Consider the following 23,753-nt stretch of genomic DNA (forward strand, 5'->3'; position numbering starts at 1 on the left):
TTTAAATAGCTTATAGCGCTTTATCCATAAGCGCTACAGGCCATTTTTACTAAAACCTGGAAAAAAAACGCTGAATGCCATCGACGGCAGCCACGAGGGCGAACGCTCCCAGCAAGATCGTCAAATCGTCCTGGAACTCTTTACCTTCTCTCAATGAAAATCCCGGCTGCCCTGCAGCGCCTGCGCCATGCGCCCGAGCAGCGGCGTGAGGTCTTTGAAGCGCTGGGCGACCAGGTGGCGCACCACGGCCTGGCCATCAAGGCCATGGGCGCTGCACTGCCACACGCCCTCCACCGCCAGCAATTGCGAGCGCAGCAGCGCGTTGCGCCAGGTCTCGACCAATGCGGGCCACACGATCACGTTGACGGCGCCGGTCTCGTCCTCCAGCGTGACAAACATCGTGCCCTTGGCCGTGCCGGGGCGCTGCCGCACGGTAACGATGCCGCAGGCGCGCACCTTGCGGCCGTTGTGTGCATTGAGCAGCTGCAGCGCGGTTTGCAGCCGCCAGCGCGCCAGGCGCGGGCGCAGCAGGGCCAGCGGGTGGCGGCGCAGGGTGAGGCCGGTGGCGGCGTAGTCGAACAGGATTTCTTCTCCCTCGGGTGCGGCTGGCAAGGCAAGCGGCGCTTCGTGCACGGGCACCTCGCGCCACAAGGGCGGCGCGCTGTGCTGCGCGGCGGCGTCCCACATCTGCTGGCGCCGGTGGCCCGAGAGGCCGGCCAGCGCATCGGCAGCGGCCAGGGCCTGCAGGTCCTGCTGGCTCAGCTGTGCGCGCAGGGCCAGGTCTTCGGTGCTGGTGAATGGCGCAGCGGCCCGGGCCTGCACCAGGCGCTGGGTGGCGCTCGCATGCAGGCCGCTGACCAGGCACAGGCCCAAGCGCACGGCAGGCTGCGGCAGCTGTGGCGTGGGTAGCCCCCTGGCGGGCCGCAGGCGCTCTGCCGGGCCTTCAAGGGTGCAGTCGCTGACGCTGCAGGTCACGTCGATGGGCAGCACGCGCACGCCGTGGCGGCGTGCATCCTGCACCAGCTGCGAGGCGCTGTAAAAGCCCATGGGCAGCGAGTTGAGCAGCGCGGCCAGAAAGCACGCGGGCTCGTGGCACTTGAGCCAGCTGCTGGCATAGGCCAGCAAGGCAAAGCTGTGGGCGTGGCTTTCGGGGAAGCCGTATTCACCAAAGCCCAGCATCTGCTGAAAAATGGCCTGGGCGAATTCGGGGCGATAACCCTTGGCCAGCATGCCTTTCACAAGGGGTTCCTCAAACCGGTGCACGCCGCCTTTGCGCTTCCAGGCCGCCATGGACCGGCGCAAGTCATCCGCCATGCCTGGCGTGAAGTCGGCCGCGATCATGGCGATCTGCATCACCTGCTCCTGAAAGATCGGTACACCCAAGGTGCGCGCCAGGGCGGCTTCGAGCTCGGGCTTCTCCAGTTGCAGCGGCTCGCCCCTGCGCCTGCGCTCACGCGCTTGCAGGTACGGGTGCACCATGCCGCCCTGGATGGGCCCGGGCCGCACGATGGCCACCTCCACCACCAGGTCGTAGAACACACGTGGCTGCAGGCGCGGCAGCATGCTCATCTGCGCGCGGCTCTCGATCTGGAACACGCCCACGGTGTCGGCGGCGCAGACCATGTCGTAGGTGGAGGGGTCTTCACGCGGAATGTCATGCAACAGCCAGCGTTCGCCGCGCAGCGCAGCGCGCAAGTCCAGACAGCGGCGCAGCGCGCTGAGCATGCCCAGCGCCAGCACATCGACCTTGAGCAGGCCCATGGTGTCCAGGTCGTCCTTGTCCCACTGGATGACGCTGCGGCCCGCCATGCTCGCTGGTTCTACCGGCACCAGGCGCGTGAGCTTGCCCTGCGTGAGCACAAAGCCCCCCACATGCTGGCTCAGGTGGCGCGGAAAGCCCTTGAGCTGCGCGGCCAGCTCCAGCCACAGCGCGGCGGTGTGCCGGTGCAGGGGCACACCCACCGCCTGGGCCAGTTCCTGCAGGCGGTCGGTGGCAATGTCTTCGTCAAACCAGTGGTGGTCTTTGGCAAAGGCATCCACCAAGGCGGGTGCCACGCCCAGCGCCTTGCCCACATCGCGCAGGGCGCTGCGCGTGCGGTAGGTGGTGACCACGCCGGTGATGGCGGCGCGGTCGCGGCCGTATTTGGCATAGATGTACTGGATGACCTCCTCGCGCCGGTCGTGCTCGAAGTCCACATCGATGTCGGGCGGCTCGCTGCGCTCCTTGCTGATGAAGCGTTCGAACAGCAGGTGCGAATCCTCGGGGGCAACCGCCGTGATGCCCAGCACATAGCAGACGACCGAGTTGGCGGCCGAGCCCCGCCCCTGGCACAGGATGCCCTGGCTGCGCGCAAAGCGCACGATGTCGTTCACCGTGAGGAAGTACATCTCGTACTGGCAGTGCGCAATCAGCGCAAGCTCCTTGCGGATCTGCGCGGCAATCCAGTCGGGCACCCCTTGCGGGTAGCGGCCCACGGCCCCCTCTTGCGCCAGCCAGGCCAAGGCCTGGGCCGGCGTCATGCCGGGGGGCACGGTCTCCATGGGGTATTGGTAGCGGATCTCGCCCAGGCTGAACGTGCAGCGCGCTGCCACCGTGAGCGTGGCGGCCAGCAGTTCGGGCGGGTAGATGCCCGCCAGGCGCACGCGCTGGCGCAGGTGGCGCTCGGCATTGGGTTGCAGGGCAAAGCCGCATTCGGCCACGCTGCACCCGCGCTGCACGGCGGTGATCACGTCCTGCAGCGGCTTGCGCGAACGGGCGTGCATGTGCACATCGCCCGCCGCCACCAGCGGCAGGCCCAGTGCCACGCCAGCGCGCTGCAGCGAGGCCAGCCACAGGCTGTCGTCGGGGGCCAGGTGCAGTTCCACCGCCAGCCAGAGGTGACCGTCAAAATCTGAGCCAAATTGGCCTCTAGCGCTTGATAGACAAGCGCTAACAGCTACAAAATCAGAAGCATCAAGACGCTGGCGACATGGGGCCAGCAGCAGCTCGCACCCCTGCAGAAGGCTGAAGGGGCTGCCGGGGCCTACGTGGTATTGCCCCTTGGGCGCCGCCGCGCGGGCTGCGGTGATGAACTCGCACAGGTTTCCCCAGCCCTGCGCATCGCGCGCCAGGGCCACCAGCCGCAGGTCGCCCCACACAAACTCGCTGCCCACGATGAGGTGCAGGCCACATTCCTGGGCGGCCTCCCAGGCGCGCACCACACCCGCCACCGAGCATTCGTCGGTCAACGCCAGGGCCTGGTAACCCAGTTGGGCGGCACGGGCCACCAGCTCCTTGGGATGGGAAGCGCCACGCTGAAAACTGAAATTGGACAGGCAATGCAGCTCGGCATAACCCGGCAAAGGCGCAGACGACGGCATGGCGCCCCCGGATGGAGCGGACATAGCCGATGGCATGGGGGCAGACGCCATGGCTTCACCCAAAGATGCCGTGCAGGAACCAGCGGTGCGGCTGCGCGGCCGACGTCATGCCCCTTTGCACCCCGCCCTCTTGCGCCGCGCCACCTGCTGGCGGCGCCAAACGCTCGCGGAACACCCACACCAGCCCCGCCACATCGTTGTGCGCCACAAAATAGTCGCGCAGCGCCAGGCCCGCACAGGGATGGGCCGGGTCGCCAGCGCCCTCGTCTGCGGCCGACCACCAGCCCGCCTCGAACCGGTGCGGTCCCGCCAGCAGGCGCAGCAAGCCGTGGTGACAGGGGCGGTTGCCCTGCACTGCCAGCCGCCGGGGTGGGCGCAGAAGCCAGGTGGGCCACAGGGTGGCATCGGGTGCTTTTGTGTCAGCGATGTGGATGCTGGGGCGCGCGCGGTCCTGGCCCAGCACCTCGGCCGCAGGGCACCACTGTTGCATGCGCTCGGGCCGGTGGTCGGCCTGCAGCACGGGGGCCACCACATGGTCCACCCCCAAGCGGGCCGACAGGCGCTCAAGCAACTGGTGCAAGGCCTCGCCCGGTTCGCCCACCGGGTCGTCGCGACCACCGCCCCCGCGATCCCCGGGCGGCAGCAAGCTCGCGCTGCGGTGTGGCAACGGGGCAGATTCGAGCAGGCGCAGCGTGATCTGGTTGACCGGCGCCGCCAGGGCCGTGCGCGCCAGGTTTTCAGACAACAGGCGCCGCAGGTGCGCCATGTCTTGCGTGGCCTGGGCGGTGTGCACCGGCAGGGCCTGCGTGGGGGCGATGGCCACGCCATCGATGCGCCGCAGGTCGTGGCGCCAGGCCAGCTCCAGCGCCAATGCGCCCTGCTGGCGCGCCTGCAGCCAGCCCTGCAGGGCCGTGAGGCAGCGGCTGGCACTCCACAGCAGCGCATCGGCCGACTCGGCCAGTGCGGGCAGCTCGGCGGTCAGCGCAAACTGCTCGGGCAGTTCCAGCCAGGCATGGGCTTCGGGGGCATCGCCCAGGGCCTGGTCCAGCACCTGCAACACCTTGGCGCCAAAACGCCTGGCTACCCCCGCACGCGGCAGCGCGCGCAAAGCCCCCCAGGTGCGGCAGCCCATGCGCTCCAGACTGGCCCCATGCGGTCGCAGGGCGGTCAGCGTGTGCAAGGGCAAGCCGTCCACGTTCTGCACGGCGCGCGCGCAACCTGCCTGCGCCATGCGCAGCCAGGCCAGGGCCACCAGGGCCGTCGGCCCGCAGCCGCACACCGCCTGCATGCCAGGCGGTTGTGACGCCGCTTCCTGGGTGGCAGGGTGATCGGGCAGCCCGCCCGATGCGTCGGTCCAGGCCTGCAGCACCTGCGCCAGCAAGGTATCGCGACCGCCCCAGAGTCGCTCGGTGGTGGACACCTCCAGCAGAACCGCCTCGCCATCGACCAGCGCCACGCGCGGCGTAAAGCGCAAGGCCCACCAACCCGCCCCGGCGGTGTGCACCGCGGCGCCCGAAGGTGCCGCGGGCTCATCGCACCAGGGCAACGGCAGCGCGATCCAGTGCATGGCCCCTCCTCTCTGGCCCGGCCATCCCAGGCGCCCCCAGGCCCGGCGCTGCATTGCGGCGCACCACCAGCGCATTGGCGATCCACTGCGCTGCGCGACGGCGCTCGGCCTGCGTCGCCAGCACCTGCGCCAGACGAGGGTGGCAGCCTGGCAGATCCAGCCCCTGCACCAGGGGCGGCCCCCGGCGCTTGAGGATCTGCACCTGCATACCGGGCGATGCGGTGGCATCCCCCGGCAGGGCCAGCCCCTGCACCTGCAGCCGCAACAAGGCCGGCGACGCCTGCGGGGCAGCGCTGACCGGGCGAAACACCCACAGCAACTGCTGTTGCTGCGCCGCTGCCAGTTGCAGCCGGCGCAAGGCCTCCGGTTGCGCCTGCGGCAGCCAGGCCATGACGGCCAGCACATCACGGCAGCGCAGCGCCTGTTCGGCCGCCCAGAGCGCCGCCTTGGCGCTATCAGCCCGCACCACGCACAAGCGCTCGGCCGACAGCCCCTGCGCCTTGAGCGCCGGGCCAAAAGGCTCGCACGGTGGCGCCACCACCACCACGGCGCCCACGCGCCGGGCCATAGCCTGCGCCAGCGCGGGCAGCACCAGCTGCCATTCGTGCAGGCCCGCCATGGGTTGCAGCACCTCGCTCAATGCCCCCACTGGCCAGCCACCGCCTGGCAGTTGCGCATCGAGCTGCGCAAACCCCGTGGGCTGCGCTGGCTGCAGGCCCGCGCCCAATGCGTCCGCATGCCAGACACCGGGCACGGCAAACGGCAGATCGGACGCTTCCCGCAGGGAGGGGCGTGGCGCAGGCATGGTGGTGAGAGGGCATGAGAAAACACGAATACTGTTAATATACACAGTATTTCGAGTCGTGCTGCACCTCACCGGCAAGACTTTGGGGCGGGAGGGTTTCGGGCGACCAAAGCTGGTCGGCAAGCACTGCGCGTCTTCAGCGACGCAAAGGCTGCTTGGCTCCGAAGCCCACGGCGTTTTCGAGATCAAGCCGCACGCCATAACCCAGCGTGGCTAAAACAGACGCATAGAACCGCCTGCTCAATGCAATATTGGTGACATGGATGCCTGTGTGGTCGATCCTTTGAACCGCCTCCTACAACCTGCGCAATGCCCAGTCACACCAGTCGGCCACTGCGGTATCCGCCGGCGTCGCACGCTCCGACAGTTGGGGCCAGCGGCGATGGCAGGCGTTCAGGATGCTTTGCAGTTGCCACAAAGCCTCCCGCCCTACCAGGGCCATCTCGGCCATCCCCACGGCGTCGCCCTGCAGTTGCGCCATCAGTTCGCCCAGATGCTGCGGGTGCGATCCGGCTTCTATGAGGGCTTTTTGCAAGGCCAGAAGGCGGGAGTCGGCAAATGCAAACGCATTGCCCGCCGGCGCTTTGGTGCCCACACTTTCAGGCAAGGCCGCCTTGAGCTGCTCCCAGTAGGTAAAGGCTTCGGCCAGCAGGTCGATCTGGCGCGTGGCATCGTTGCCCAGCGGCATCAGGGCGGAATCGCGCGCCACTTCTTCCTGCAGCAGCGGCAGCACATGGGCCACCAGTGCGGCCGGGAACTTGCGGTGGTTCAGGCGCAGCATCAGCGACAGCCGCTGTGCGGGCATGTCGGTGTATTTTTCGTAGAAGGCCGCCACCACTTCGGCCAGCAGCAGGATGCGCCCCATGGGCGAAATGTCCGCCCCGGGCAGGCCACGCGGGTAGCCGCTGCCATCCATGCGCTCGTGGTGCTCCAGCACGGCAATCTCCACCGGCCGGGCGTACACCCCGGCATCCCGGAGCATCAGCATGGAGGTGATGGGATGCGCCACCAGGTGCTTGCGCTGCACGCCCGTGACCTTGTTGAGGGGGTCCATCCAGGCCGGATCCATGTGCAACACACCCGCATCGTGCAGCAGCGCAGCGGCCGCCAGCGAGACACAGTCGCGTTCGCCCAGGCCGCTTTTCAATCCCAGGAAAACGGCCACCATCATCATCTGCAGGCTGTGCTCGAACAGGTCAGGCCGCTGCTCGCGCATCACCGTGAGCTTGAAGGCGATGGGCGCGGGCAGGGGCATTGAGCGCAAGGGCGCCAGCAGCCTGGCAGCAGAACCGAGGGCCTGCGCCAGCATCTGGGGCAATGCATTTTGCTCAACCAGATCCCGCCCGGCGGCAATCAATGCAGGCACATCCACCGCATTCTCGACCGTCAGATGCCGGTCGATGGGATCGCGCAGCTTGTGCTGCACCAGCCGGTCGTACAAACGGCTGTCGATGCGGGCCCCTTTTTCCACCAGCTTGATGCCGTTGTCGGTATAGATGGCGTCCTGGGTTACCACCGCGCGCCGGTCGGCCATGTCGGTGAGCGCGCGCAGGTAGTGCGGGCTGTCGGGGGCAGTGGCAGTGGCCGCCAAGAATGGATCTGTCATGCGGAAACATCAAAAAGGACAGCCTTGAATATAAGACCATAGGGTGCTGCTCGCCCATGCAAAAGGCCCGCTTGCGCGGGCCCGTCTTGAGGCAAGTCAAGCAGCACCGTCAATGCAGCAGCGTGACGCCTGTCTTGGCCTGAAGTGCATCGAACGTGACGCCAGGCGCCAGTTCCACCACCTTGAGGCCCAGCGGCGTCACGTCCATCACGGCCATGTCGGTGATGATGCGGTCCACCACGCCCACGCCCGTCAGCGGCAGCGTGCAGCGGGGCAGGATCTTCATGTCCTCGGTGCCGTCCTTCTTGCGCGCCACATGCTCCATGAGCACGATCACGCGCTTGACACCGGCCACCAGGTCCATGGCACCGCCCATGCCCTTGACCATCTTGCCGGGGATCATCCAGTTGGCCAGGTCGCCCTGCTCGCTCACCTGCATGGCGCCCAGGATGGACAGGTTGATCTTGCCGCCACGAATCATCGCGAACGACTGGTCGCTGCTGAAGATCGACGAGCCGGGAATGGTGGTCACGGTCTGCTTGCCGGCGTTGATGAGGTCGGCATCCACCTTGTCTTCGGTGGGGAACGGGCCGATGCCCAGCATCCCGTTTTCGGACTGCAGCCACACCTCCTTGTCGCCGGTGAAGTTGGCCACCAGCGTGGGAATGCCGATGCCCAGGTTCACATAGAAACCATCTTCGAGTTCTTGGGCCGCACGGGCGGCCATCTGGTCTTGGGTCCACGGCATGGTCAGGCTCCTGCTTTCTCAGTGACAGTTCTTTTCTCGATACGCTTTTCGGGGTGGGCGTTGTGCACGATGCGGTGCACATAGATGCCGGGCAGATGGATTTGGTCGGGGTCGATCGCGCCCGTTTCCACCACCTCTTCCACCTCCACGATGCACAGCTTTCCGGCCATGGCCACGGCGGGGTTGAAGTTGCGTGCCGTCAGGCGAAACTGCAGGTTGCCCGACTGGTCGGCGCGCCAGGCCTTGACCAGCGAGACATCGGGCACCAGCGAGCGCTCCATCACATAGGTTTCACCATCGAACTCGCGCAGTTCCTTGCCATCGGCCACGATGGTGCCCACGCCGGTCTTGGTGAAAAAGGCGGGGATGCCCGCGCCTCCGGCGCGCAGCTTCTCGGCCAGCGTGCCCTGGGGCGTGAATTCAAGTTCGAGTTCGCCGGCCAGGTACTGGCGCTCGAATTCCTTGTTCTCGCCCACGTAGGACGAGATCATTTTCTTGATCTGGCGGGTTTCGAGCAGCTTGCCCAGGCCAAAACCATCCACGCCGGCGTTGTTGGAGATCACGGAGAGGTTCTTCACTCCCGAATCGCGCAGCGCATCAATCAGTGCCTCGGGAATCCCGCACAGTCCGAAGCCACCCACGGCCAGCAGCTGGCCATCGGCAACCACGCCCTCAAGGGCCTTGGCTGCGGAAGGAAATAACTTTTTCACCACGATCTCCTTGATAGTTTTGATACGCTACGATACTACGTAGAAATATAAGTAGTACCCCGTAAAGATTTGCACTATGGACGTTGATTACAGACTGGCCTTTGAATTTGCGCCCATAGGGTTGGTACTCTCGCGAAATCGCACCATGATGGACTGCAACCGGCATGTCTGCGAGATGTTTGGCGCCTCGCGTGAGGTGCTGGTAGGACAGTCCTTTGAGATTCTCTACCCCAGTGCCGATGAGTATGAACGCCTTGGCGCGCACATGGAACCCATCCTGAATGCCAAGGGCCACTATGCCGACAACCGCATCATGAAGCGGGCCAACGGCGAAGTGTTCTGGTGCCATGTGTCAGGCCGCGCCCTCAACCGCGAAGCGCCCCACGAATCGGGCATCTGGAGCTTTGAGGACCTCAGCTCACAGCGCACCGTCAAAGCCGAACTCACGGGACGCGAACGCGAAGTGGCGGCCAAGCTGCTCGAGGGCCTGACCTCCAAGGAAATCGGCAAGGCCCTGGAGATCAGCCACCGCACCGTGGAAATCTACCGCGCCCGCCTCATGCGCAAGTACAACGCCTCCACAGCCGCCGATCTGGTGCACAAGCTGGTAGCGGGAAACTAGCGCCACATTCCCCACGACTCAAGGCTTAGCCGCGCCGTCCACCACCTCGGACGCGGTGCGAAAGGCTTCTACCGCCGCCGGCAGGCCGCAGTAGATGCTGGCATGCAGCAGCACTTCCTGAATCTCCTGCGCCGTGGCGCCGTTGTTGAGCGCACCGCGCACATGGCCCTTGAGCTCGTGCTGCTTGCCCAGGGCCGTAAGAAAGGCCACCGTAATGAGGCTGCGCGTCTTCATGTCCAGCCCCGGACGCTGCCACACATCGCCCCATGCATTGCGGGTGATGAACTCCTGAATCGGCTGGGTGAACGCCGTGGCATTGCCAAAGGCATTGGCCACGAAGTCCTCGCCCATGACCTGCTTGCGCGTGGCCAGGCCTTTGTCGAAGTCTTTGCTGGATGGGGGTTGGGTCATGCGGGCTCTCCGGTTCGGGTTGGGGCCGCAATGTTATCCGGCACTCTGGAAAGCAGAACGCCACCTGTCTGCCCCAAAACGGGCCAGACAGGTGGCGTGATCACGGCGCTCAGGCGTTGGCAGGCGCTTCAGCCAGGTCGAAGCGGTCCAGGTTCATCACCTTGGTCCAGGCCGCCACGAAGTCGCTGACGAACTTTTCACGGGCATCGGCACTGGCATAGACCTCGGCCAGCGCACGCAGCACCGAGTTGGAGCCAAACACCAGATCGTTGCGGGTGGCGGTGTATTTGACCGCGCCGCTCTTGCGGTCGCGCCCCTCGAACACCTGCGCCGTGTCGTCCACCGACTTCCAGACGGTGCCCATGTCCAGCAGGTTGACAAAGAAGTCGTTGCTGAGCACGCCCACCTTGTCGGTGAACACGCCGTGCTGGCTGCCGTCGAAATTGGCGCCCAGCACGCGCAGGCCACCCACCAGGGCTGTCAGCTGCGGCGCCGTGAGGGTGAGTTGCTGGGCCTTGTCGAGCAACAGCTCTTCCGTCGCGGGGCTGCCGGCAACGCGGCGGTAATTGCGGAAACCATCGGCCACCGGCTCCATCACGTCAAAGGACGCGACATCGGTCTGGTCCTGGCGTGCATCGACCCGGCCGGGGGCAAAGGGCACCTGCACCGACACGCCCGCCGCCTTGGCGGCCTGCTCCACACCCACCACACCGGCGAGCACGATCACATCGGCCAGCGAAGCCTTGCCGGACGCCTGCTGGATGGCTTGCAATTTGGGCAGCACGCCCACAGCGATGGCGTTCACCACCCAGTCCTTTTGCGGGGCCAGCGCCAGGCGCGCACCGTTGGCGCCACCACGCTTGTCGCCGCCGCGGAACGTGGATGCCGAAGCCCAGGCCACCGACACCAGTTCGCTGACCGACAGTCCCGAGGCGGCGATCTTCGCCTTCAGGTCGGCAATGTCTGCGGCCGTGGGGTTGTGCAGCGGCGCGGGCAGCGGGTCTTGCCAGATCAGCTCTTCCTTCGGAACTTCGGGCCCGATGTAACGCGCCTTGGGGCCCATGTCGCGGTGGGTCAGCTTGAACCAGGCGCGCGCAAAAGCTTCGTTGAACGCCTGCGGGTCGTTCAGGAAACGGCGCGAGATCTTCTCGAACCCGGGGTCGAAGCGCAGCGTCAGGTCGGTGACCAGCATGGTGGGCTTGCGCTTCTTGGCGGGGTCGAACGGATCGGGAATGATCTCGGGCGCGTCCTTGGCCTCGAACTGGATGGCCCCGGCCGGGCTGCGCGTCTGCACCCATTCGAACTTGAACAGGTTCTCAAAGAAGTTGTTGCTCCACTGGGTGGGCGTCTGGGTCCAGACCACCTCCAGGCCGGAGGTGATGGCGTCGGCGCCGCTGCCGCTGCCGTGGCTGCTGGTCCAGCCCAGCCCCATCTGCTCGATGGGTGCGGCCTCGGGATCGACGCCCACATGGCTGGCAGCGCTGGCACCGTGGGTCTTGCCCAGCGTGTGGCCACCGGCGATCAGCGCCACGATTTCCTCGTCGTCCATCGCCATGTTGCCAAAGGTGGCGCGGATGGCCGCGGCGGCCGAGCGTGGGTCACCACTGGCGTTGGGGCCTTCGGGGTTGACGTAGATCAGGCCCATCTCGGTGGCGGCCAGGGGGTTCTTGGCCAGGGTCTCGGGATTGCGGTGGGCCAGCCAGGCCTTCTCGTCGCCCCAGTTCACGTCCATGTCGGGCTCCCACACGTCTTCGCGGCCGGCGCCAAAGCCAAAGGTACGAAAGCCGGAGTTTTCCAGCGCCACATTGCCGGCGAGGATCATCAGGTCGGCCCAGGAGATCTTCTGGCCATACTTTTGCTTGACCGGCCACAGCAGGCGGCGCGCCTTGTCCAGGCTCACGTTGTCGGGCCAGCTGTTGAGCGGGGCAAAGCGCTGCTGGCCACGGCCAGCACCGCCACGGCCATCGACCGTGCGGTAGGTGCCTGCGCTGTGCCAGGCCATGCGGATGAACAGGCCGGCGTAGGTGCCCCAGTCGGCGGGCCACCAGTCTTGCGAATCCGTCAGCAGCGCCTTCAGGTCGGCCTTGAGCGCGGCGTAGTCGAGCTTCTTGAACTCGTCGGCGTAGTTGAACTTTTCGCCCAAGGGGTTGGAGCGCTCGGAATGCTGGTTCAGCAGATCCACGCGCAACTGGTTCGGCCACCAGTCACGGCTGGTGCGGCTGCTGCTGGCGCCAGCGGCATGGAATGGGCATTTGGATTCTTCGGTCATAGGGCGCTCCTTGTGTGGATGAATGCAAGCCAAATGATAGTAAGCGGCCCAAAAAATAAGAAATCAATTAAACCAAAATTACCGATAGTTTTTTATAAAAACCAACCCTGTCGAACCCACGAAAACCGCACCCCAACCTGCAGGCAAGCACCAGCGCAGTGGCCCGCGCCCGGCGCCGTGGTACGGTAACTGGCATCGACATCGACATCGACACCCAAGGAGACCCGCGTGAGCCGCTACCCTTTTCCCGACCTGAGCACCCTGCCCGAAGACATCCGCTTGCGCATCCTGGAGGTGCAGGAGAAGGCAGGCTTCATCCCCAACGTGTTCCTGGCGTTTGCACGTCGCCCGGCCGAATGGCGCGCCTTTTTCGCCTACCACGACGCCCTCATGCTCAAGGAAGAAGGCAGCCTGACCAAAGGCGAGCGCGAGATGATCGTCACCGCCACCAGCGCCGCCAACCAGTGCCTCTACTGCGTGGTAGCCCACGGCGCGATCCTGCGCATCTATGAAAAGAAACCGTTTGTGGCCGACCAGGTGGCCGTGAACCATCGCAAGGCCGACATCACGCCACGCCAGCGCGCCATGCTCGACTTTGCAATGAAGGTCTGCCAGCGCTCGCACGAGGTGGAAGACGCCGACTTCACCGCCCTGCACGCCCACGGCTTTGACGACGAGGACATCTGGGACATTGCGGCCATCACCGCGTTCTTTGGCCTCTCCAACCGCATGGCCAGCTTTGCCGGCATGCAGCCCAACCCCGAGTTCTATCTGATGGGCCGCTTGCCCAAAGCCAAAAAGCCCACCGAATAACTATGATTTTGATAGCTTATAGCGCTTGTCAGTAAAGCGCTAAAGGGCTATTTTATTCAAAATCACCCGCTGGCCAGTGCCCGCATCCAGTCGGGCAGCGACACTGCTTTTTGCTGCGGAAAATCCACCCAGATGGTGGTGGCGCCACCGGCGGCGCAAATCACGCCGGGCTGGTCTGCGCGTTCCATCGTGCCCCAGGTTTCGAACGTGGTGCGCGCCGGGTCGCTGACATACAGTTTGAGCAGCACATCCGCCGGAAATTCGAGCTGGCGGTAGAAGTTGCAAAAAGCATTCACGATCACCGGCCCCTGGCCTTTCGGGTCCGGGTTGCAGCCCACCGACACCATCCATTCGATGCGCGCCGTTTCCAGGTAGCGAAAGTACACGGTGTTGTTCACATGGCCCATGGCGTCCATGTCGCCCCAGCGCACGGGAAAGCGCATTTCGTAAACCAGCTTCTTGACCTCGGGGATTTCGATCTTCATCGGTGTGCCTTGATGGATGCCAGGATGCCCAGGGTGAACAGCACACTGGCCGCCCACTGCGCTGGAGCCGGCAAGTGGCCGTCCCAGGCAAACGAATAGACCAGTGCAAACAGCGTCTCGCTCACGATGAGCTGCCCGCACAGGCTGGCCGAAAGCCGCTGGCTGGCGATGTTCCACAAAATCGTGGCCAACCAGCTCGACCCGAAGCCGATGGCCAGGCAAAGCAGCAGAAAAAAGACGATGCCCGGCATGGCGGCCAGCTCGGCGGCTGGGGTGCCCGCCAGCAGCCACAGCACCAGCCCTCCCAGGCCCGTGGCCACGCCCAGCCAGTTGGCCCATTCGGTGGCGCGCACTTCGGGGTGGCGCTTGAGCCAGGCTGCATTGAACAGCGCAAAAGCCGTCCAGCTCACCAGCGCCCCGCAGGCCAAGGCCAGGCCGCGCCAGAAATGCAGGCCCTGGCCTGCACTAACTTGCCCGGCCGACGGCACATCGGCCATCAGCAGCAGCCCCGCCACCGTGAGCACCAGGCCGGGCAGCAATGCGGCCCAGCGCAGCCCCCGGGGCTTGCCCAGCAGCATCACCCACACCGGGATGGTGCCGATGATGAGTGCCGGCATCGCCACGCCCATGTCGCGGATGGCCAGCACCAGCAGCAGGTAATAGCCGGTAAAGCCCAGCAGGCTCAGCAGCAGTGCAGCGAGAAACTGGCGCAGTGTGGGCAGGCGGCGGGTGTGCAGGCCCCAGGCCATCATGCCCAGCGCGACCAGCCCGTAGGTGATGAACCGCCCGGCCGTCACATCCATGGCTGCAAAGCCACTGGCCATGCGGGGTGCCACAAACGACAACCCCCACAGCGCACCAGACGCCAGCCCCGCCAGAATGCCGGCGCTGGTGCCTGCGGTGTAGCGGGGGGTGGTGCCCGCCTGCACCTCAGATCGCAAAGCCGTCGTCGGCGGCGATCACGGCGCCATTGACAAAATGGCTCTGGTCACTGGCCAGCATCACGATGAGCGCATCCAGGTCCTGCGGCTGCCCCACGCGCTTGCGCGGCAGCATGGCAATGAGTTTTTGGCCCTGCTCGGTGTCCCAATGGTGGTGGTTGATCTCGGTGTCGATGTAGCCGGGGCAGATGGCGTTGACGTTGATGCCGAACCGCCCCCACTCCAGCGCCATGGCGCGGGTCATCTGCACCACGGCGGCCTTGCTCATGCAGTAGGCGCCGATCTGCGGCAGCACCTTGAGCCCGGCCATCGAGGCGATGTTGATGATGCGCCCGCCCGTGAAACTGCCCGGCGCCGCGCCACGCGAGCGCGCCAGCATGCGCTTGCCCACCTCCTGCGCCACAAAGAACGCCCCCTTGACGTTGGTGTCGAAGATGAAGTCGTAGTCCTCCAGCGTCACGTCCTGGATGCGCTGCGTGGTGCTCACACCCGAGTTGTTGACCAGGATGTCGATGGAGCCCATTTCCGTCTCGGCGTGGGCGACGGCGGCCTTGATGGAATCGAGGTCGGTCACATCGAGTTCGACCACATGGGCATCGCCCCCTTCGCCCTCGATGCGGGCCCGCAATTCCTTGAGCTTTTCCAGCCGGCGGCTGGCCAGCACCACACCGGCGCCGGCGCGGGCCAGGGTGCGTGCAAACTGAGCCCCCAGACCGCTGGAAGCGCCCGTCACCAGGGCCACGCGGCCGGACAAATCGATGCTGTAAGCCATTAAGAGCCTCTTCAGAAATCAGAAATACAACGAAAACATTGAACGGAAACACCCGCTCGATTGTGCGTATTCGCATGAATACAATCAGTCGCCAGTCAGACAGTACGTTACCGACCAGTCTGCAAAAGATTCATTCATTATCAAACGCCCGACGAGACGCCCATGACAAACCAAGAAATCCTCGCCCAATACGGTCCACGCGAAGCCATGGAATATGACGTGGTCGTGGTGGGCGGTGGCCCTGCCGGCCTGTCCACCGCCATCCGGCTCAAGCAACTGGCCGCCGAAAAAGGGCAGGACGTGTCGGTCGTGGTGCTTGAAAAAGGCTCCGAGCCCGGCGCGCACATCCTCTCGGGCGCCATCATGGACCCCAAGGCGCTGACCGAGCTGATCCCCAACTGGAAAGAACTCGGCGCCCCGCTGAACCAGCCCGTCACCGACGATGCCATGGTGTTCCTGGGCGAGAAATCGTCGTTTCGCACACCCAACTTCCTGCTGCCAGGCTGCTTTCAGAACCACGGCAACTACATCGTCAGCCTGGGCAACGTCACGCGCTGGCTGGCGCAGCAGGCCGAGAACCTGGGCGTGGAAATCTTCCCCGGCTTTGCCGCCGCCGAAGTCCTCTACAACGACAACGGCAGCGTCAAGGGCGTGGCCACCGGCAACTTGGGCGTGAGCAAGGAAGGCGAGCCCACGGGCGACTTCCAGCTCGGCATGGAGCTGCACGCCAAGTACACCATCTTTGCCGAAGGCGCGCGCGGCCATCTGGGCAAGCAGGTCATCGCCCGCTTCAAGCTCGATGCAGAAAGCGACCCGCAGACCTACGGCCTGGGCATCAAGGAACTGTGGGAAATCGACCCCGCCCGCCACCAGCCCGGCTTCGTGCTGCACACCGCCGGCTGGCCCATGGACAACAACACCTACGGCGGCGCCTTCCTGTACCACATGGAAGACAACAAGGTCACGCTGGGCTTCATCACGGGCTTGGACTACGCCAACCCGTACCTCAGCCCGTTCGAGGAATTCCAGCGCTGGAAGACGCACGCCAACATCCGCTACTACCTGGAAGGCGACGAATCCAAGGGCATCAAGCCGGCCAAGCGCATCAGCTACGGCGCCCGCGCCATCACGGCCGGCGGCCTGATGAGCCTGCCCAAGACCGTGTTCCCGGGCGGCGCGCTGGTGGGCTGCGATGCGGGTTACCTCAACGTCAGCCGCATCAAGGGCAGCCATGCCGCCATCAAGACCGGCATGCTGGCCGCCGAGGCCGCCTATGAAGCCATCACCGGCGGACGCCAGCACGACGAACTCACCGCCTACCCCAAGGCGTTCGAAGCAAGCTGGCTCTACACCGAGCTGAACAAGGCACGCAACTTCAAGGCCTGGTTCAAGAAGGGCCTGACCGTGGCCACGGTGATGAACGGTATCGAGCAGTTCGCGCTCAAGGGCCACATCCCATGGACGCTGCACCGCGACAAGCCCGACCACGCCTATCTGAAGCCCGCCGCCGAGTGCAAGCCCATCGTTTATCCCAAGCCCGATGGCAAGATCACCTTCGACCGCCTCTCCAGCGTGTTCGTGAGCAACACCAACCACGCCGAAAACCAGCCAGCGCACCTGACGCTGAAAGACGCCAGCGTGCCGGTGAACATCAACCTGGCCAAATACGCCGGCCCCGAGTCCCGCTATTGCCCGGCCGGCGTGTACGAGTTCGTGCCCGATACGGCCAAGGGCGGCGATGCCCAGCGCCTGCAGATCAACGCGCAAAACTGCGTGCACTGCAAAACCTGCGACATCAAGGACCCGACGCAAAACATTGTCTGGGTCACACCCGAAGGCGGCGGCGGCCCCAACTACTCGGGCATGTAAAAACCATAGCGCCTTGCGCATGAAGGGCCTGCGCTGCAGGCCTTTTTTGTTGATATTTCAACCACAACCCTGCTGAAAACCCGACCCCGCCACGGGGAGGCTTGCTTCACCCGGCGTGGCAATGTTTCGCCGCAGTAAACTTGCCCGTCGGCCCCGCGCCTGCGTGTGCAGGTCGGCCCGATCCATCCCAAAACCAGAAAGACCGCGCAGATGAACATGAAGCAATTGCCCTGGATGTCCCTGGGTGCCCTCGCCTTGGCCGTGGCCGGCGTGACCCCCGCCATTGCCCAGCAAAAATCCGTGGCAGTGACCGCCATCGTCGAACACCCCGCCCTCGACTCCGTGCGCGACGGCGTGCAGGCAGCGTTGAAGGAAGCCGGCTTTGAAGCGGGCAAGAACCTCAAGTGGCAGTACCAAAGCGCCCAGGGCAACACCGGCACGGCCGCGCAAATCGCCCGCAAGTTCGTCGGTGACAAGCCCGATGCCATCGTCGCCATCGCCACGCCCTCGGCCCAGGCCGTGATTGCCTCGACCAAGACCGTTCCCGTCGTGTTCTCGGCAGTGACCGACCCGGTGGCGGCCAAGCTGGTGAAAAACTGGGAGCCTTCGCACAACAACGTAACCGGCGTGTCCGACCTGCTGGCGCTCGACAAGCAGATGGACCTGGTCAAGCAGGTGGTGCCGGGTGCCAAGCGCGTGGGCGTGGTTTACAACCCCGGCGAGGCCAATTCGGTCGTCGTGGTCAAGCAGCTGCAGGCCCTGCTGCCCAAGCTGGGCATGACGCTGGTCGAGGCTGCAGCGCCGCGATCGGTGGACGTAAGCAGCGCCGCGCGCAGCCTGATCGGCAAGGTCGATGTGATCTACACCAGCACCGACAACAACGTGGTCTCGGCCTACGAAGCGCTGGTGAAGGTGGGCCAGGAGGCCAAGATTCCGCTGGTGGCTTCGGACACCGACAGCGTCAAGCGTGGCGCCATCGCCGCCTTTGGCATCAACTACCGCGATCTGGGCGAGCAGACCGGCCGCATGGTGGCGCGCATCCTCAAGGGCGAAAAGCCCGGCGACATCAAGCCCGAAGTCAGCACCAAGATGGAACTGTTCGTGAACCCCGGCGCGGCCGAGAAACAGGGCGTGAAGCTGTCCGACGCGCTGATCAAGTCGGCCGCGCAGGTCGTGCAATAAGCGCACACCCTGTGCAGCGCCGGGTCGTCAGGCCCGCCCCCTACTGCAGGAGCCATGCCCCGCGTGGCTCCTGCTTTGTTTTTCAATCCCTCGCCCCGCTGCCCCATGTCCTTCTTTTCCCTGCTCGGCGCCGTTGAAATCGGCCTGATCTTCAGCCTGGTGGCGCTGGGCGTGTTCATCTCGTTTCGGCTGCTGCGCTTTCCCGACCTTACGGTGGATGGCAGCTTTCCGCTGGGCGGCGCTGTCTGCGCCATCCTGATCTCCACCGGCACCAACGCCTGGCTGGCCACGCTGGCTGCCACGGCGGCAGGCGCCGTGGCCGGGCTGATTACCGGCTGGCTGAACGTCAAGCTCAAGATCATGGACCTGCTGGCCAGCATCCTGGTGATGACCGCGCTGTACTCGATCAATCTGCGCGTCATGGGCGGCCCCAATGTGCCCCTCATCAACGACCCCACGCTGTTTGTGCTGCTGCAGCCCGAAGGCATGGAAGATTTCATTGCGCGCCCGCTGATCCTGGTCGTCATCGTGCTGGCCGCCAAACTGCTCATGGACTGGTTTTTTGCCACCGAGCGGGGCCTGGCCATTCGCGCCACCGGCTCGAACGCGCGCATGGCCCGCTCCCAGGGCGTGAACACCGGCGCCATGATGCTGCTGGGTCTGGCGATTTCCAATGGTCTGGTGGGCCTGGCCGGCGCGCTGTTTGCGCAGACCCAGGGCGGCTCGGACATTTCCATGGGCATCGGCACCATCGTCATCGGTCTGGCTGCCGTGATCGTGGGCGAGAGCATCCTGCCCTCGCGCCGCCTGATTTACGCCACGCTGGCCGTGGTCATCGGCGCCATTGCCTACCGCTTCTTCATCGCGCTGGCGCTCAACAGCGACTTCATTGGCCTGAAGGCGCAAGACCTGAATCTCGTGACCGCCGTGCTGGTCGCGGTGGCGCTGGTGATTCCGCAGCTCAAGCGCAAGTTCGCCAAGCGCAAGCCGTCCTGAACCCGCGCACCGAAAGAGCCCCATGCTGAGCGCCCAACACCTCGAAATCACCTTCAACCCCGGCACGCCGATTGAAACGCGCGCCCTGCGCGGCATGTCGCTGGACATTCCGGCCGGGCAGTTTGTCACCGTCATCGGTTCCAACGGCGCCGGCAAGTCCACCTTTCTCAACGCCATCTCGGGCGACCAGTCGGTGGACAGTGGCCGCATCGCCATCGACGGCGTGGATGTCACGCGCATGCCCGTGTGGGCCCGCGCCGAGCGCGTGGCCCGCGTGTTCCAGGACCCGATGGCCGGCACCTGCGAAGACCTCACCATCGAGGAAAACATGGCGCTGGCGCAGCGCCGCGGCGCCTTCCGCAACCTGGGCCGCGCCGTCAAGGCATCGATGCGCGAAGGCTTTCGCGAACGCTTGGCCACACTGGGCCTGGGCCTGGAAAACCGCCTGAGCGACCGCATCGGCCTGCTCTCGGGTGGCCAGCGCCAGGCGGTGAGCCTGCTCATGGCGGCGCTGCAGCCGTCCCGCATCCTGCTGCTCGATGAACACACCGCCGCGCTCGACCCGCGCACGGCCGACTTCGTGCTGCGGCTGACCGAGCGCATCGTGGCCGAAAACAAGCTGACCACCATGATGGTCACGCACAGCATGCGCCAGGCGCTGGACGTGGGCGAACGCACCGTGATGCTGCACCAGGGCCAGGTGGTGCTGGATGTTTCCGGCGACGAGCGCAAGCGCCTGGATGTGCCCGACCTGCTGCACATGTTTGAAAAAGTGCGCGGCGAAAAGCTCTCGGACGACGCCCTGCTGCTGGGCTGATGCGGGCGCGGGCCGCGCCTTGTAAGTATTAATTTGATAGCTGCTTGCGCTTACTGGATAAGCGCAAGAGCCCAATTTGACTTAAGTTTCAATCCACAAACAGCGGCAGATCGGCCTTCTTCAGCGTGCGCAGCACAAAGCTGGAGCGGCTGTGGCGGATGCCCTTGATCTTGTAGAGCTTCTCGCGCAGCAGGCGCTCGTAGTCGCGCGTGTCTTTGACCACCACGCGCAACAGATAGTCGTAGTCGCCCGACACCAGATGCGCCTCGATCACCTCGGGAATGCTGGCCAGGGTTTCGCCAAATTTTTCGAGCGTATTGTCCGAGTGGCTGTCGAGCGTGACCATCACCAGCACCGTGTCCGCCAGATCAAGCGCGCGCGAATTGAGGCGCACGGTGTAGCCCTCGATCACGCCTGCCTCTTCCATCTTCTTGATGCGCCCCCAGCATGGCGAGGGGCTCAGGCCCACGGCCTGGCCAATCTCCTGCAGGCTGGCGCGGGCGTTGGCCTGCAAAACGGAGAGGATTTTTCTGTCGAGACGGTCCATGCGGCGCATTATTCCAAAAATACCACATTGGCAGAATATTTTTCTGCAAACAACCCAAAACGACGCCAATTCAGAAGATTAATCGGCCGCCCGCGCGGCATACTTTGCTGCATCAAGGCGCTCTTACCCGGGTGCACAAACTGACAAGGCCCCGGCGGGTTACCGCCCGCCCGGGGGGCTTGGCAAGCGTTCATCGCGCTCAGGGCGCCCTGCCTTTGGGCCTTGTCTCCTGCGGGACTCCCATGCGCCGCTGGTAAGCATGCTTACCAGCACAAACCCCGATGCCCGGCGCCATGTTGCAGCGCCATAATTTTTGCAGTGCGCGGCGCAGGACAGCGCCGCAACCTGCACCGCAGGCCGCACGCAACCATCCCCCTTCAGGAGACACCATGCAATTGACCAGACTCGTCGTCGGACTCGGCCTTGCCATCGGCTTCATGGCCAGCGCTGCCGCGCAGACCACCATGCGCATCAGCATCTCGACGGCGCAGAACTCGCACCAGGGCGTGGCCATCGACACCTTTGCCAAGGAAGTCGAAAAGCGCACGGGCGGCCGCTACAAGGTGCAAACCTTCTACAACGGCGCACTGGGTGGCGAGCGCGAGTCGATTGAAGCCGTGCAGCTGGGCACGCAGGAGCTGGCCTTCAGCTCCACCGGCCCCATCCCCAACTTCGTGCCCGAAACAAAAATCCTCGATGTGCCCTTCCTGTTCCGCGACAAGGCCCATGCGCGCGCCGTGCTTGACGGCCCCATCGGCCAGGAGATGCTGACCAAGTTCGACAGCAAGGGCTTCAAGGCCCTGGCCTGGGCCGAAAACGGCTTTCGCCACATGACCAACAGCAAGCGCGACGTGAAGGAGCCCGGCGACCTCAAGGGCCTGAAGATGCGCACGATGGAGAACCCCGTGCACATCGCGGCCTACAAGGGCTTTGGCATCATCACCACGCCCATGGCCTTCCCCGAGGTGTTCACCGCCCTGCAGCAAGGCACCGTGGACGGCCAGGAGAACCCGCTGCCCGTGGTCATCTCGGCCAAGTTCGACCAGGTGCAAAAGCACCTCACGCTCACGGGCCATGTGTACTCGCCGTGCATCTTCGTGATGAACAAGGCGGCTTTTGACAAGCTCAGCGCTGCCGACAAGCAGGCCTTCCTCGACGCCGCCAAGGAAGGCACCAAGGCCAACCGCGCGCGCGTGGACGAAGACGACGCCAAGGGCGTGGCCGACCTGCGCACCAAGGGCATGACCGTGATCGACACCGTGGACAAGGCCAAGTTCGTGGCCGCGTTGGCCCCCGTCAATGCCGAGTTTGAAAAGCAGTTCGGCAAGGCAGCGCTCGACAAGATCCGCAACGTGAAGTAATCCGCACAGCGCTTTCTTTTTGATAGCTATCAGCGCCCGTCGGCAAATCGCCAACGGGCGTTTTTATTCATACATTCTGTTGTCCGGCCCGTGCCGCCCATGAAAAACATCTTTCTTTCCTTTGAGCGCTGGTGCACCAGGTTGGCCATGCTCGGCGCCTGCGCCATGCTGGCCCTGGCCTCAGCGCTGGGTATGTTCCAGATCCTGATGCGCTTCGTGTTCGAGCAGCCCGCCGAGTGGACCGAGGTGCTGATCCGCTTCAGCCTGATCTGGATGGTGTTTCTGGCCATTCCAGCCGCGTTTCGCCAGGGGGCGATGGTGAGCGTGGACGTGCTCTACCGCTGGAGCCCGCCGCGCGTTCGCCGCGTGCTCGACTGGGTGGTATGCCTGGCCGCGCTGGCATTGATCGGCGTGATCATCTGGTGGGGCTGGGACTACGCGCAGCGCGGCGGCGTGCAGAGCATGGCCGGGCTGGAGTCGGTGTCGATGTTCTGGGCGTATCTCGCCATGCCCGTGGGCGGATTGTTCTGCGTGGTGGGAATCATCGGCAACCTGATCGATCCCCAGCGCATGGAACTGGAGACCGCGCAATGACGCCAGTAATGATCTCCACCATGGTGCTGTGCTTTGCACTCACCGTCTCCGTGGCCGTGTCGATCGGGCTGGCCTCCATCCTGGGCATCCAGGTGGCCAACGCCAACATGCTGATCGCGGTGAAAGAGATGTTCGCCTCGATCAACAAGTTTCCACTGGCCGCCATTCCGTTTTTCATCTTGGCGGGCAACCTGATGGAAACCGGCGGCATCTCGCGCCGGCTGGTCGAGTTTGCCAAGAGCATCGTCGGCGGCGTGCAGGGCGGCCTGCCCATGACCTGCGTGCTCACCTGCATGATCTTTGCGGCGGTGTCGGGCTCGTCGGTGGCCACCACTTTTGCCATTGGCGCCATTTTGATCCCTGCGCTCATCAAACATGGCTACCCCACCAGCTATGCCGCGGCGCTGCAGGCCACCAGTGCCGAGTTGGGCGTGATCATTCCGCCCTCCATTCCCATGATCCTGTACGGCGTGAGCGCCGAGGTGTCGATTGGTGAGCTGTTCATCGCCGGCTTTGGCCCGGGCCTCTTGATCAGTGGCGCGCTGATGCTGTTTGTCTGGGCCTACTGCAAATACAAGGGCTGGGGCAAGAACGATGGCGATGGCCGCATGCCCTTTGGCCGCGCCACGCTGCAGGCCGGCTGGGCATTGTTCATGCCTGTGATCATTCTGGGCGGCATCTACGGCGGCATCTTCACCCCCACCGAGGCCTCGGCCGTGGCCGTGTTCTACGCGCTGGTGGTGGGCGTGGTGATCTACCGCGAAATCAAGGTCAAGGACCTGTTCGCCATCCTGCGCAAGTCGGCCATCTCGTCGGCGGTAATCATGTTCATCATCGCCAACGCCGGGTTGTTTGCCTTCCTCATCACGCGCGCCGGCGTGCCGGATGCCATTGGCCGCTGGCTGGAGGCGGTGTTGCAATCCCCCACCCTGTTCCTGCTGGGTGTGAACGCGGCGCTGTTCATCATCGGCATGTTCATCGAGACCAGCGCGGCCATCATCGTGCTGGCGCCCATCCTGGCGCCCGTGGCAATGCACTTCGGCGTGGACCCGGTGCACTTCGGCCTGATCATGGTGGTGAACCTCGCACTGGGCATGATCACGCCGCCCTTTGGCGTGAACCTGTTTGCCGCCTGCACGGTGGCGCGCATATCGCTGGACCGCATCATCAAGCACCTGCTGCCGTTCGTGGGGGTGATCCTGGTGTGCCTGATGGTCATCACCTATGTGCCATGGATTTCGCTGGCGCTGCGCGATCTGGTGTACGCGAAGTAAGTAC

General features: G+C 64.8%; 22 protein-coding genes. 10 read left to right on the forward strand and 12 right to left on the reverse strand.

Annotated features, from left to right (window positions below; genetic code table 11):
• Positions 1-150 precede the first annotated feature (150 nt).
• Genes CBP34_RS10355 through imuA form a run of 3 tightly spaced genes read right to left on the reverse strand, consistent with a single transcriptional unit; the run spans position 151 to position 5,732 of the window.
• Positions 151-3,411 carry an error-prone DNA polymerase gene (locus CBP34_RS10355; protein ID WP_094097979.1) on the reverse strand — a complete coding sequence of 1,087 codons (3,261 nt, stop codon included), beginning with the start codon at positions 3,409-3,411 and terminating at the stop codon, positions 151-153.
• A 4-nt stretch (positions 3,412-3,415) separates the two neighbouring features.
• Positions 3,416-4,927 (reverse strand): Y-family DNA polymerase, encoded by a 1,512-nt coding sequence (locus CBP34_RS10360; protein ID WP_094097980.1) that lies wholly within the window; start codon positions 4,925-4,927, stop codon positions 3,416-3,418.
• Positions 4,890-5,732, reverse strand: a complete 843-nt coding sequence (imuA, locus tag CBP34_RS10365) for a translesion DNA synthesis-associated protein ImuA (protein WP_157896458.1) — start codon at positions 5,730-5,732, stop codon at positions 4,890-4,892. The genes CBP34_RS10360 and imuA overlap by 38 nt, the downstream gene beginning before the upstream one ends.
• A 58-nt stretch (positions 5,733-5,790) precedes the next feature.
• Between imuA and CBP34_RS19580 the strand changes: the two genes are divergently transcribed.
• Complete coding sequence (locus CBP34_RS19580) at positions 5,791-5,949, forward strand: hypothetical protein (RefSeq protein ID WP_162290900.1); 159 nt, start codon at positions 5,791-5,793, stop codon at positions 5,947-5,949.
• Between the two features lie 78 nt (positions 5,950-6,027).
• Here CBP34_RS19580 and CBP34_RS10375 read toward each other — a convergent pair whose 3' ends face one another.
• From CBP34_RS10375 to CBP34_RS10385, 3 genes are all read right to left on the reverse strand, one after another.
• Positions 6,028-7,338, reverse strand: a complete 1,311-nt coding sequence (locus CBP34_RS10375) for an HD-GYP domain-containing protein (RefSeq protein ID WP_094097982.1) — start codon at positions 7,336-7,338, stop codon at positions 6,028-6,030.
• Between the two features lie 109 nt (positions 7,339-7,447).
• On the reverse strand, positions 7,448-8,086 hold the full coding sequence (locus tag CBP34_RS10380) for a 3-oxoacid CoA-transferase subunit B (RefSeq protein ID WP_086927379.1): 639 nt from the start codon (positions 8,084-8,086) through the stop codon (positions 7,448-7,450).
• A 2-nt stretch (positions 8,087-8,088) separates the two neighbouring features.
• Positions 8,089-8,796 carry a CoA transferase subunit A gene (locus tag CBP34_RS10385; RefSeq protein WP_086927380.1) on the reverse strand — a complete coding sequence of 236 codons (708 nt, stop codon included), beginning with the start codon at positions 8,794-8,796 and terminating at the stop codon, positions 8,089-8,091.
• 76 nt (positions 8,797-8,872) lie between these two features.
• On the opposite strand from CBP34_RS10385, the gene CBP34_RS10390 reads away from it, so the two are divergent.
• Positions 8,873-9,418 carry a PAS and helix-turn-helix domain-containing protein gene (locus tag CBP34_RS10390; protein WP_094097983.1) on the forward strand — a complete coding sequence of 182 codons (546 nt, stop codon included), beginning with the start codon at positions 8,873-8,875 and terminating at the stop codon, positions 9,416-9,418.
• 18 nt (positions 9,419-9,436) lie between these two features.
• Here the strand turns inward: CBP34_RS10390 and CBP34_RS10395 are convergent, their stop codons facing one another.
• The gene (locus tag CBP34_RS10395) at positions 9,437-9,829 is read right to left on the reverse strand and encodes a carboxymuconolactone decarboxylase family protein (RefSeq protein ID WP_094097984.1); all 393 of its coding nucleotides are present in this window, start codon (positions 9,827-9,829) and stop codon (positions 9,437-9,439) included.
• 109 nt (positions 9,830-9,938) lie between these two features.
• A complete protein-coding gene (katG, locus tag CBP34_RS10400; RefSeq protein WP_094097985.1) occupies positions 9,939-12,098 on the reverse strand; it encodes a catalase/peroxidase HPI in 2,160 nt (719 codons plus the stop codon).
• A gap of 228 nt (positions 12,099-12,326) precedes the next feature.
• On the opposite strand from katG, the gene CBP34_RS10405 reads away from it, so the two are divergent.
• Entirely contained in the window at positions 12,327-12,911 is a 585-nt protein-coding gene (locus CBP34_RS10405; protein ID WP_094097986.1) for a peroxidase-related enzyme, read from the forward strand.
• Between the two features lie 62 nt (positions 12,912-12,973).
• Here CBP34_RS10405 and CBP34_RS10410 read toward each other — a convergent pair whose 3' ends face one another.
• The 3 genes from CBP34_RS10410 to CBP34_RS10420 are packed head-to-tail and all read right to left on the reverse strand — an operon-like array spanning position 12,974 to position 15,109.
• Positions 12,974-13,396, reverse strand: a complete 423-nt coding sequence (locus tag CBP34_RS10410; RefSeq protein ID WP_094097987.1) for an acyl-CoA thioesterase — start codon at positions 13,394-13,396, stop codon at positions 12,974-12,976.
• Entirely contained in the window at positions 13,393-14,337 is a 945-nt protein-coding gene (locus CBP34_RS10415; protein ID WP_335622236.1) for a DMT family transporter, read from the reverse strand. The genes CBP34_RS10410 and CBP34_RS10415 overlap by 4 nt, the downstream gene beginning before the upstream one ends.
• Positions 14,327-15,109, reverse strand: a complete 783-nt coding sequence (locus CBP34_RS10420) for an SDR family oxidoreductase (protein WP_086927386.1) — start codon at positions 15,107-15,109, stop codon at positions 14,327-14,329. Before CBP34_RS10420 ends, CBP34_RS10415 begins: the two co-directional genes overlap by 11 nt.
• Before the next feature lie 162 nt (positions 15,110-15,271).
• Here CBP34_RS10420 and CBP34_RS10425 point away from each other — a divergent pair, with 162 nt between their 5' ends.
• From CBP34_RS10425 to CBP34_RS10440, 4 genes are all read left to right on the forward strand, one after another.
• Positions 15,272-16,978, forward strand: a complete 1,707-nt coding sequence (locus CBP34_RS10425; protein WP_094097989.1) for an electron transfer flavoprotein-ubiquinone oxidoreductase — start codon at positions 15,272-15,274, stop codon at positions 16,976-16,978.
• Positions 16,979-17,194: 216 nt separating this feature from the next.
• Positions 17,195-18,160 (forward strand): ABC transporter substrate-binding protein, encoded by a 966-nt coding sequence (locus tag CBP34_RS10430; protein WP_094099136.1) that lies wholly within the window; start codon positions 17,195-17,197, stop codon positions 18,158-18,160.
• A 105-nt stretch (positions 18,161-18,265) separates the two neighbouring features.
• On the forward strand, positions 18,266-19,156 hold the full coding sequence (locus tag CBP34_RS10435; RefSeq protein WP_094097990.1) for an ABC transporter permease: 891 nt from the start codon (positions 18,266-18,268) through the stop codon (positions 19,154-19,156).
• A 22-nt stretch (positions 19,157-19,178) separates the two neighbouring features.
• Entirely contained in the window at positions 19,179-19,973 is a 795-nt protein-coding gene (locus CBP34_RS10440) for an ABC transporter ATP-binding protein (protein ID WP_094097991.1), read from the forward strand.
• Between the two features lie 88 nt (positions 19,974-20,061).
• On the opposite strand, the gene CBP34_RS10445 is transcribed toward CBP34_RS10440, so the two are convergent.
• A complete protein-coding gene (locus tag CBP34_RS10445) occupies positions 20,062-20,520 on the reverse strand; it encodes an Lrp/AsnC family transcriptional regulator (RefSeq protein WP_094099137.1) in 459 nt (152 codons plus the stop codon).
• Positions 20,521-20,909: 389 nt separating this feature from the next.
• On the opposite strand from CBP34_RS10445, the gene CBP34_RS10450 reads away from it, so the two are divergent.
• The 3 genes from CBP34_RS10450 (at position 20,910) to CBP34_RS10460 (ending at position 23,749) form a co-directional block, all read left to right on the forward strand.
• On the forward strand, positions 20,910-21,881 hold the full coding sequence (locus CBP34_RS10450) for a TRAP transporter substrate-binding protein (protein ID WP_094097992.1): 972 nt from the start codon (positions 20,910-20,912) through the stop codon (positions 21,879-21,881).
• Positions 21,882-21,980: 99 nt separating this feature from the next.
• On the forward strand, positions 21,981-22,475 hold the full coding sequence (locus CBP34_RS10455; protein WP_086912535.1) for a TRAP transporter small permease: 495 nt from the start codon (positions 21,981-21,983) through the stop codon (positions 22,473-22,475).
• Entirely contained in the window at positions 22,472-23,749 is a 1,278-nt protein-coding gene (locus tag CBP34_RS10460; RefSeq protein WP_094097993.1) for a TRAP transporter large permease, read from the forward strand. The genes CBP34_RS10455 and CBP34_RS10460 overlap by 4 nt, the downstream gene beginning before the upstream one ends.
• The last annotated feature ends 4 nt before the right edge of the window (positions 23,750-23,753 follow it).

This window comes from Acidovorax carolinensis, assembly GCF_002157145.1.
GTDB classification, from domain to species: domain Bacteria; phylum Pseudomonadota; class Gammaproteobacteria; order Burkholderiales; family Burkholderiaceae_C; genus Acidovorax; species Acidovorax carolinensis.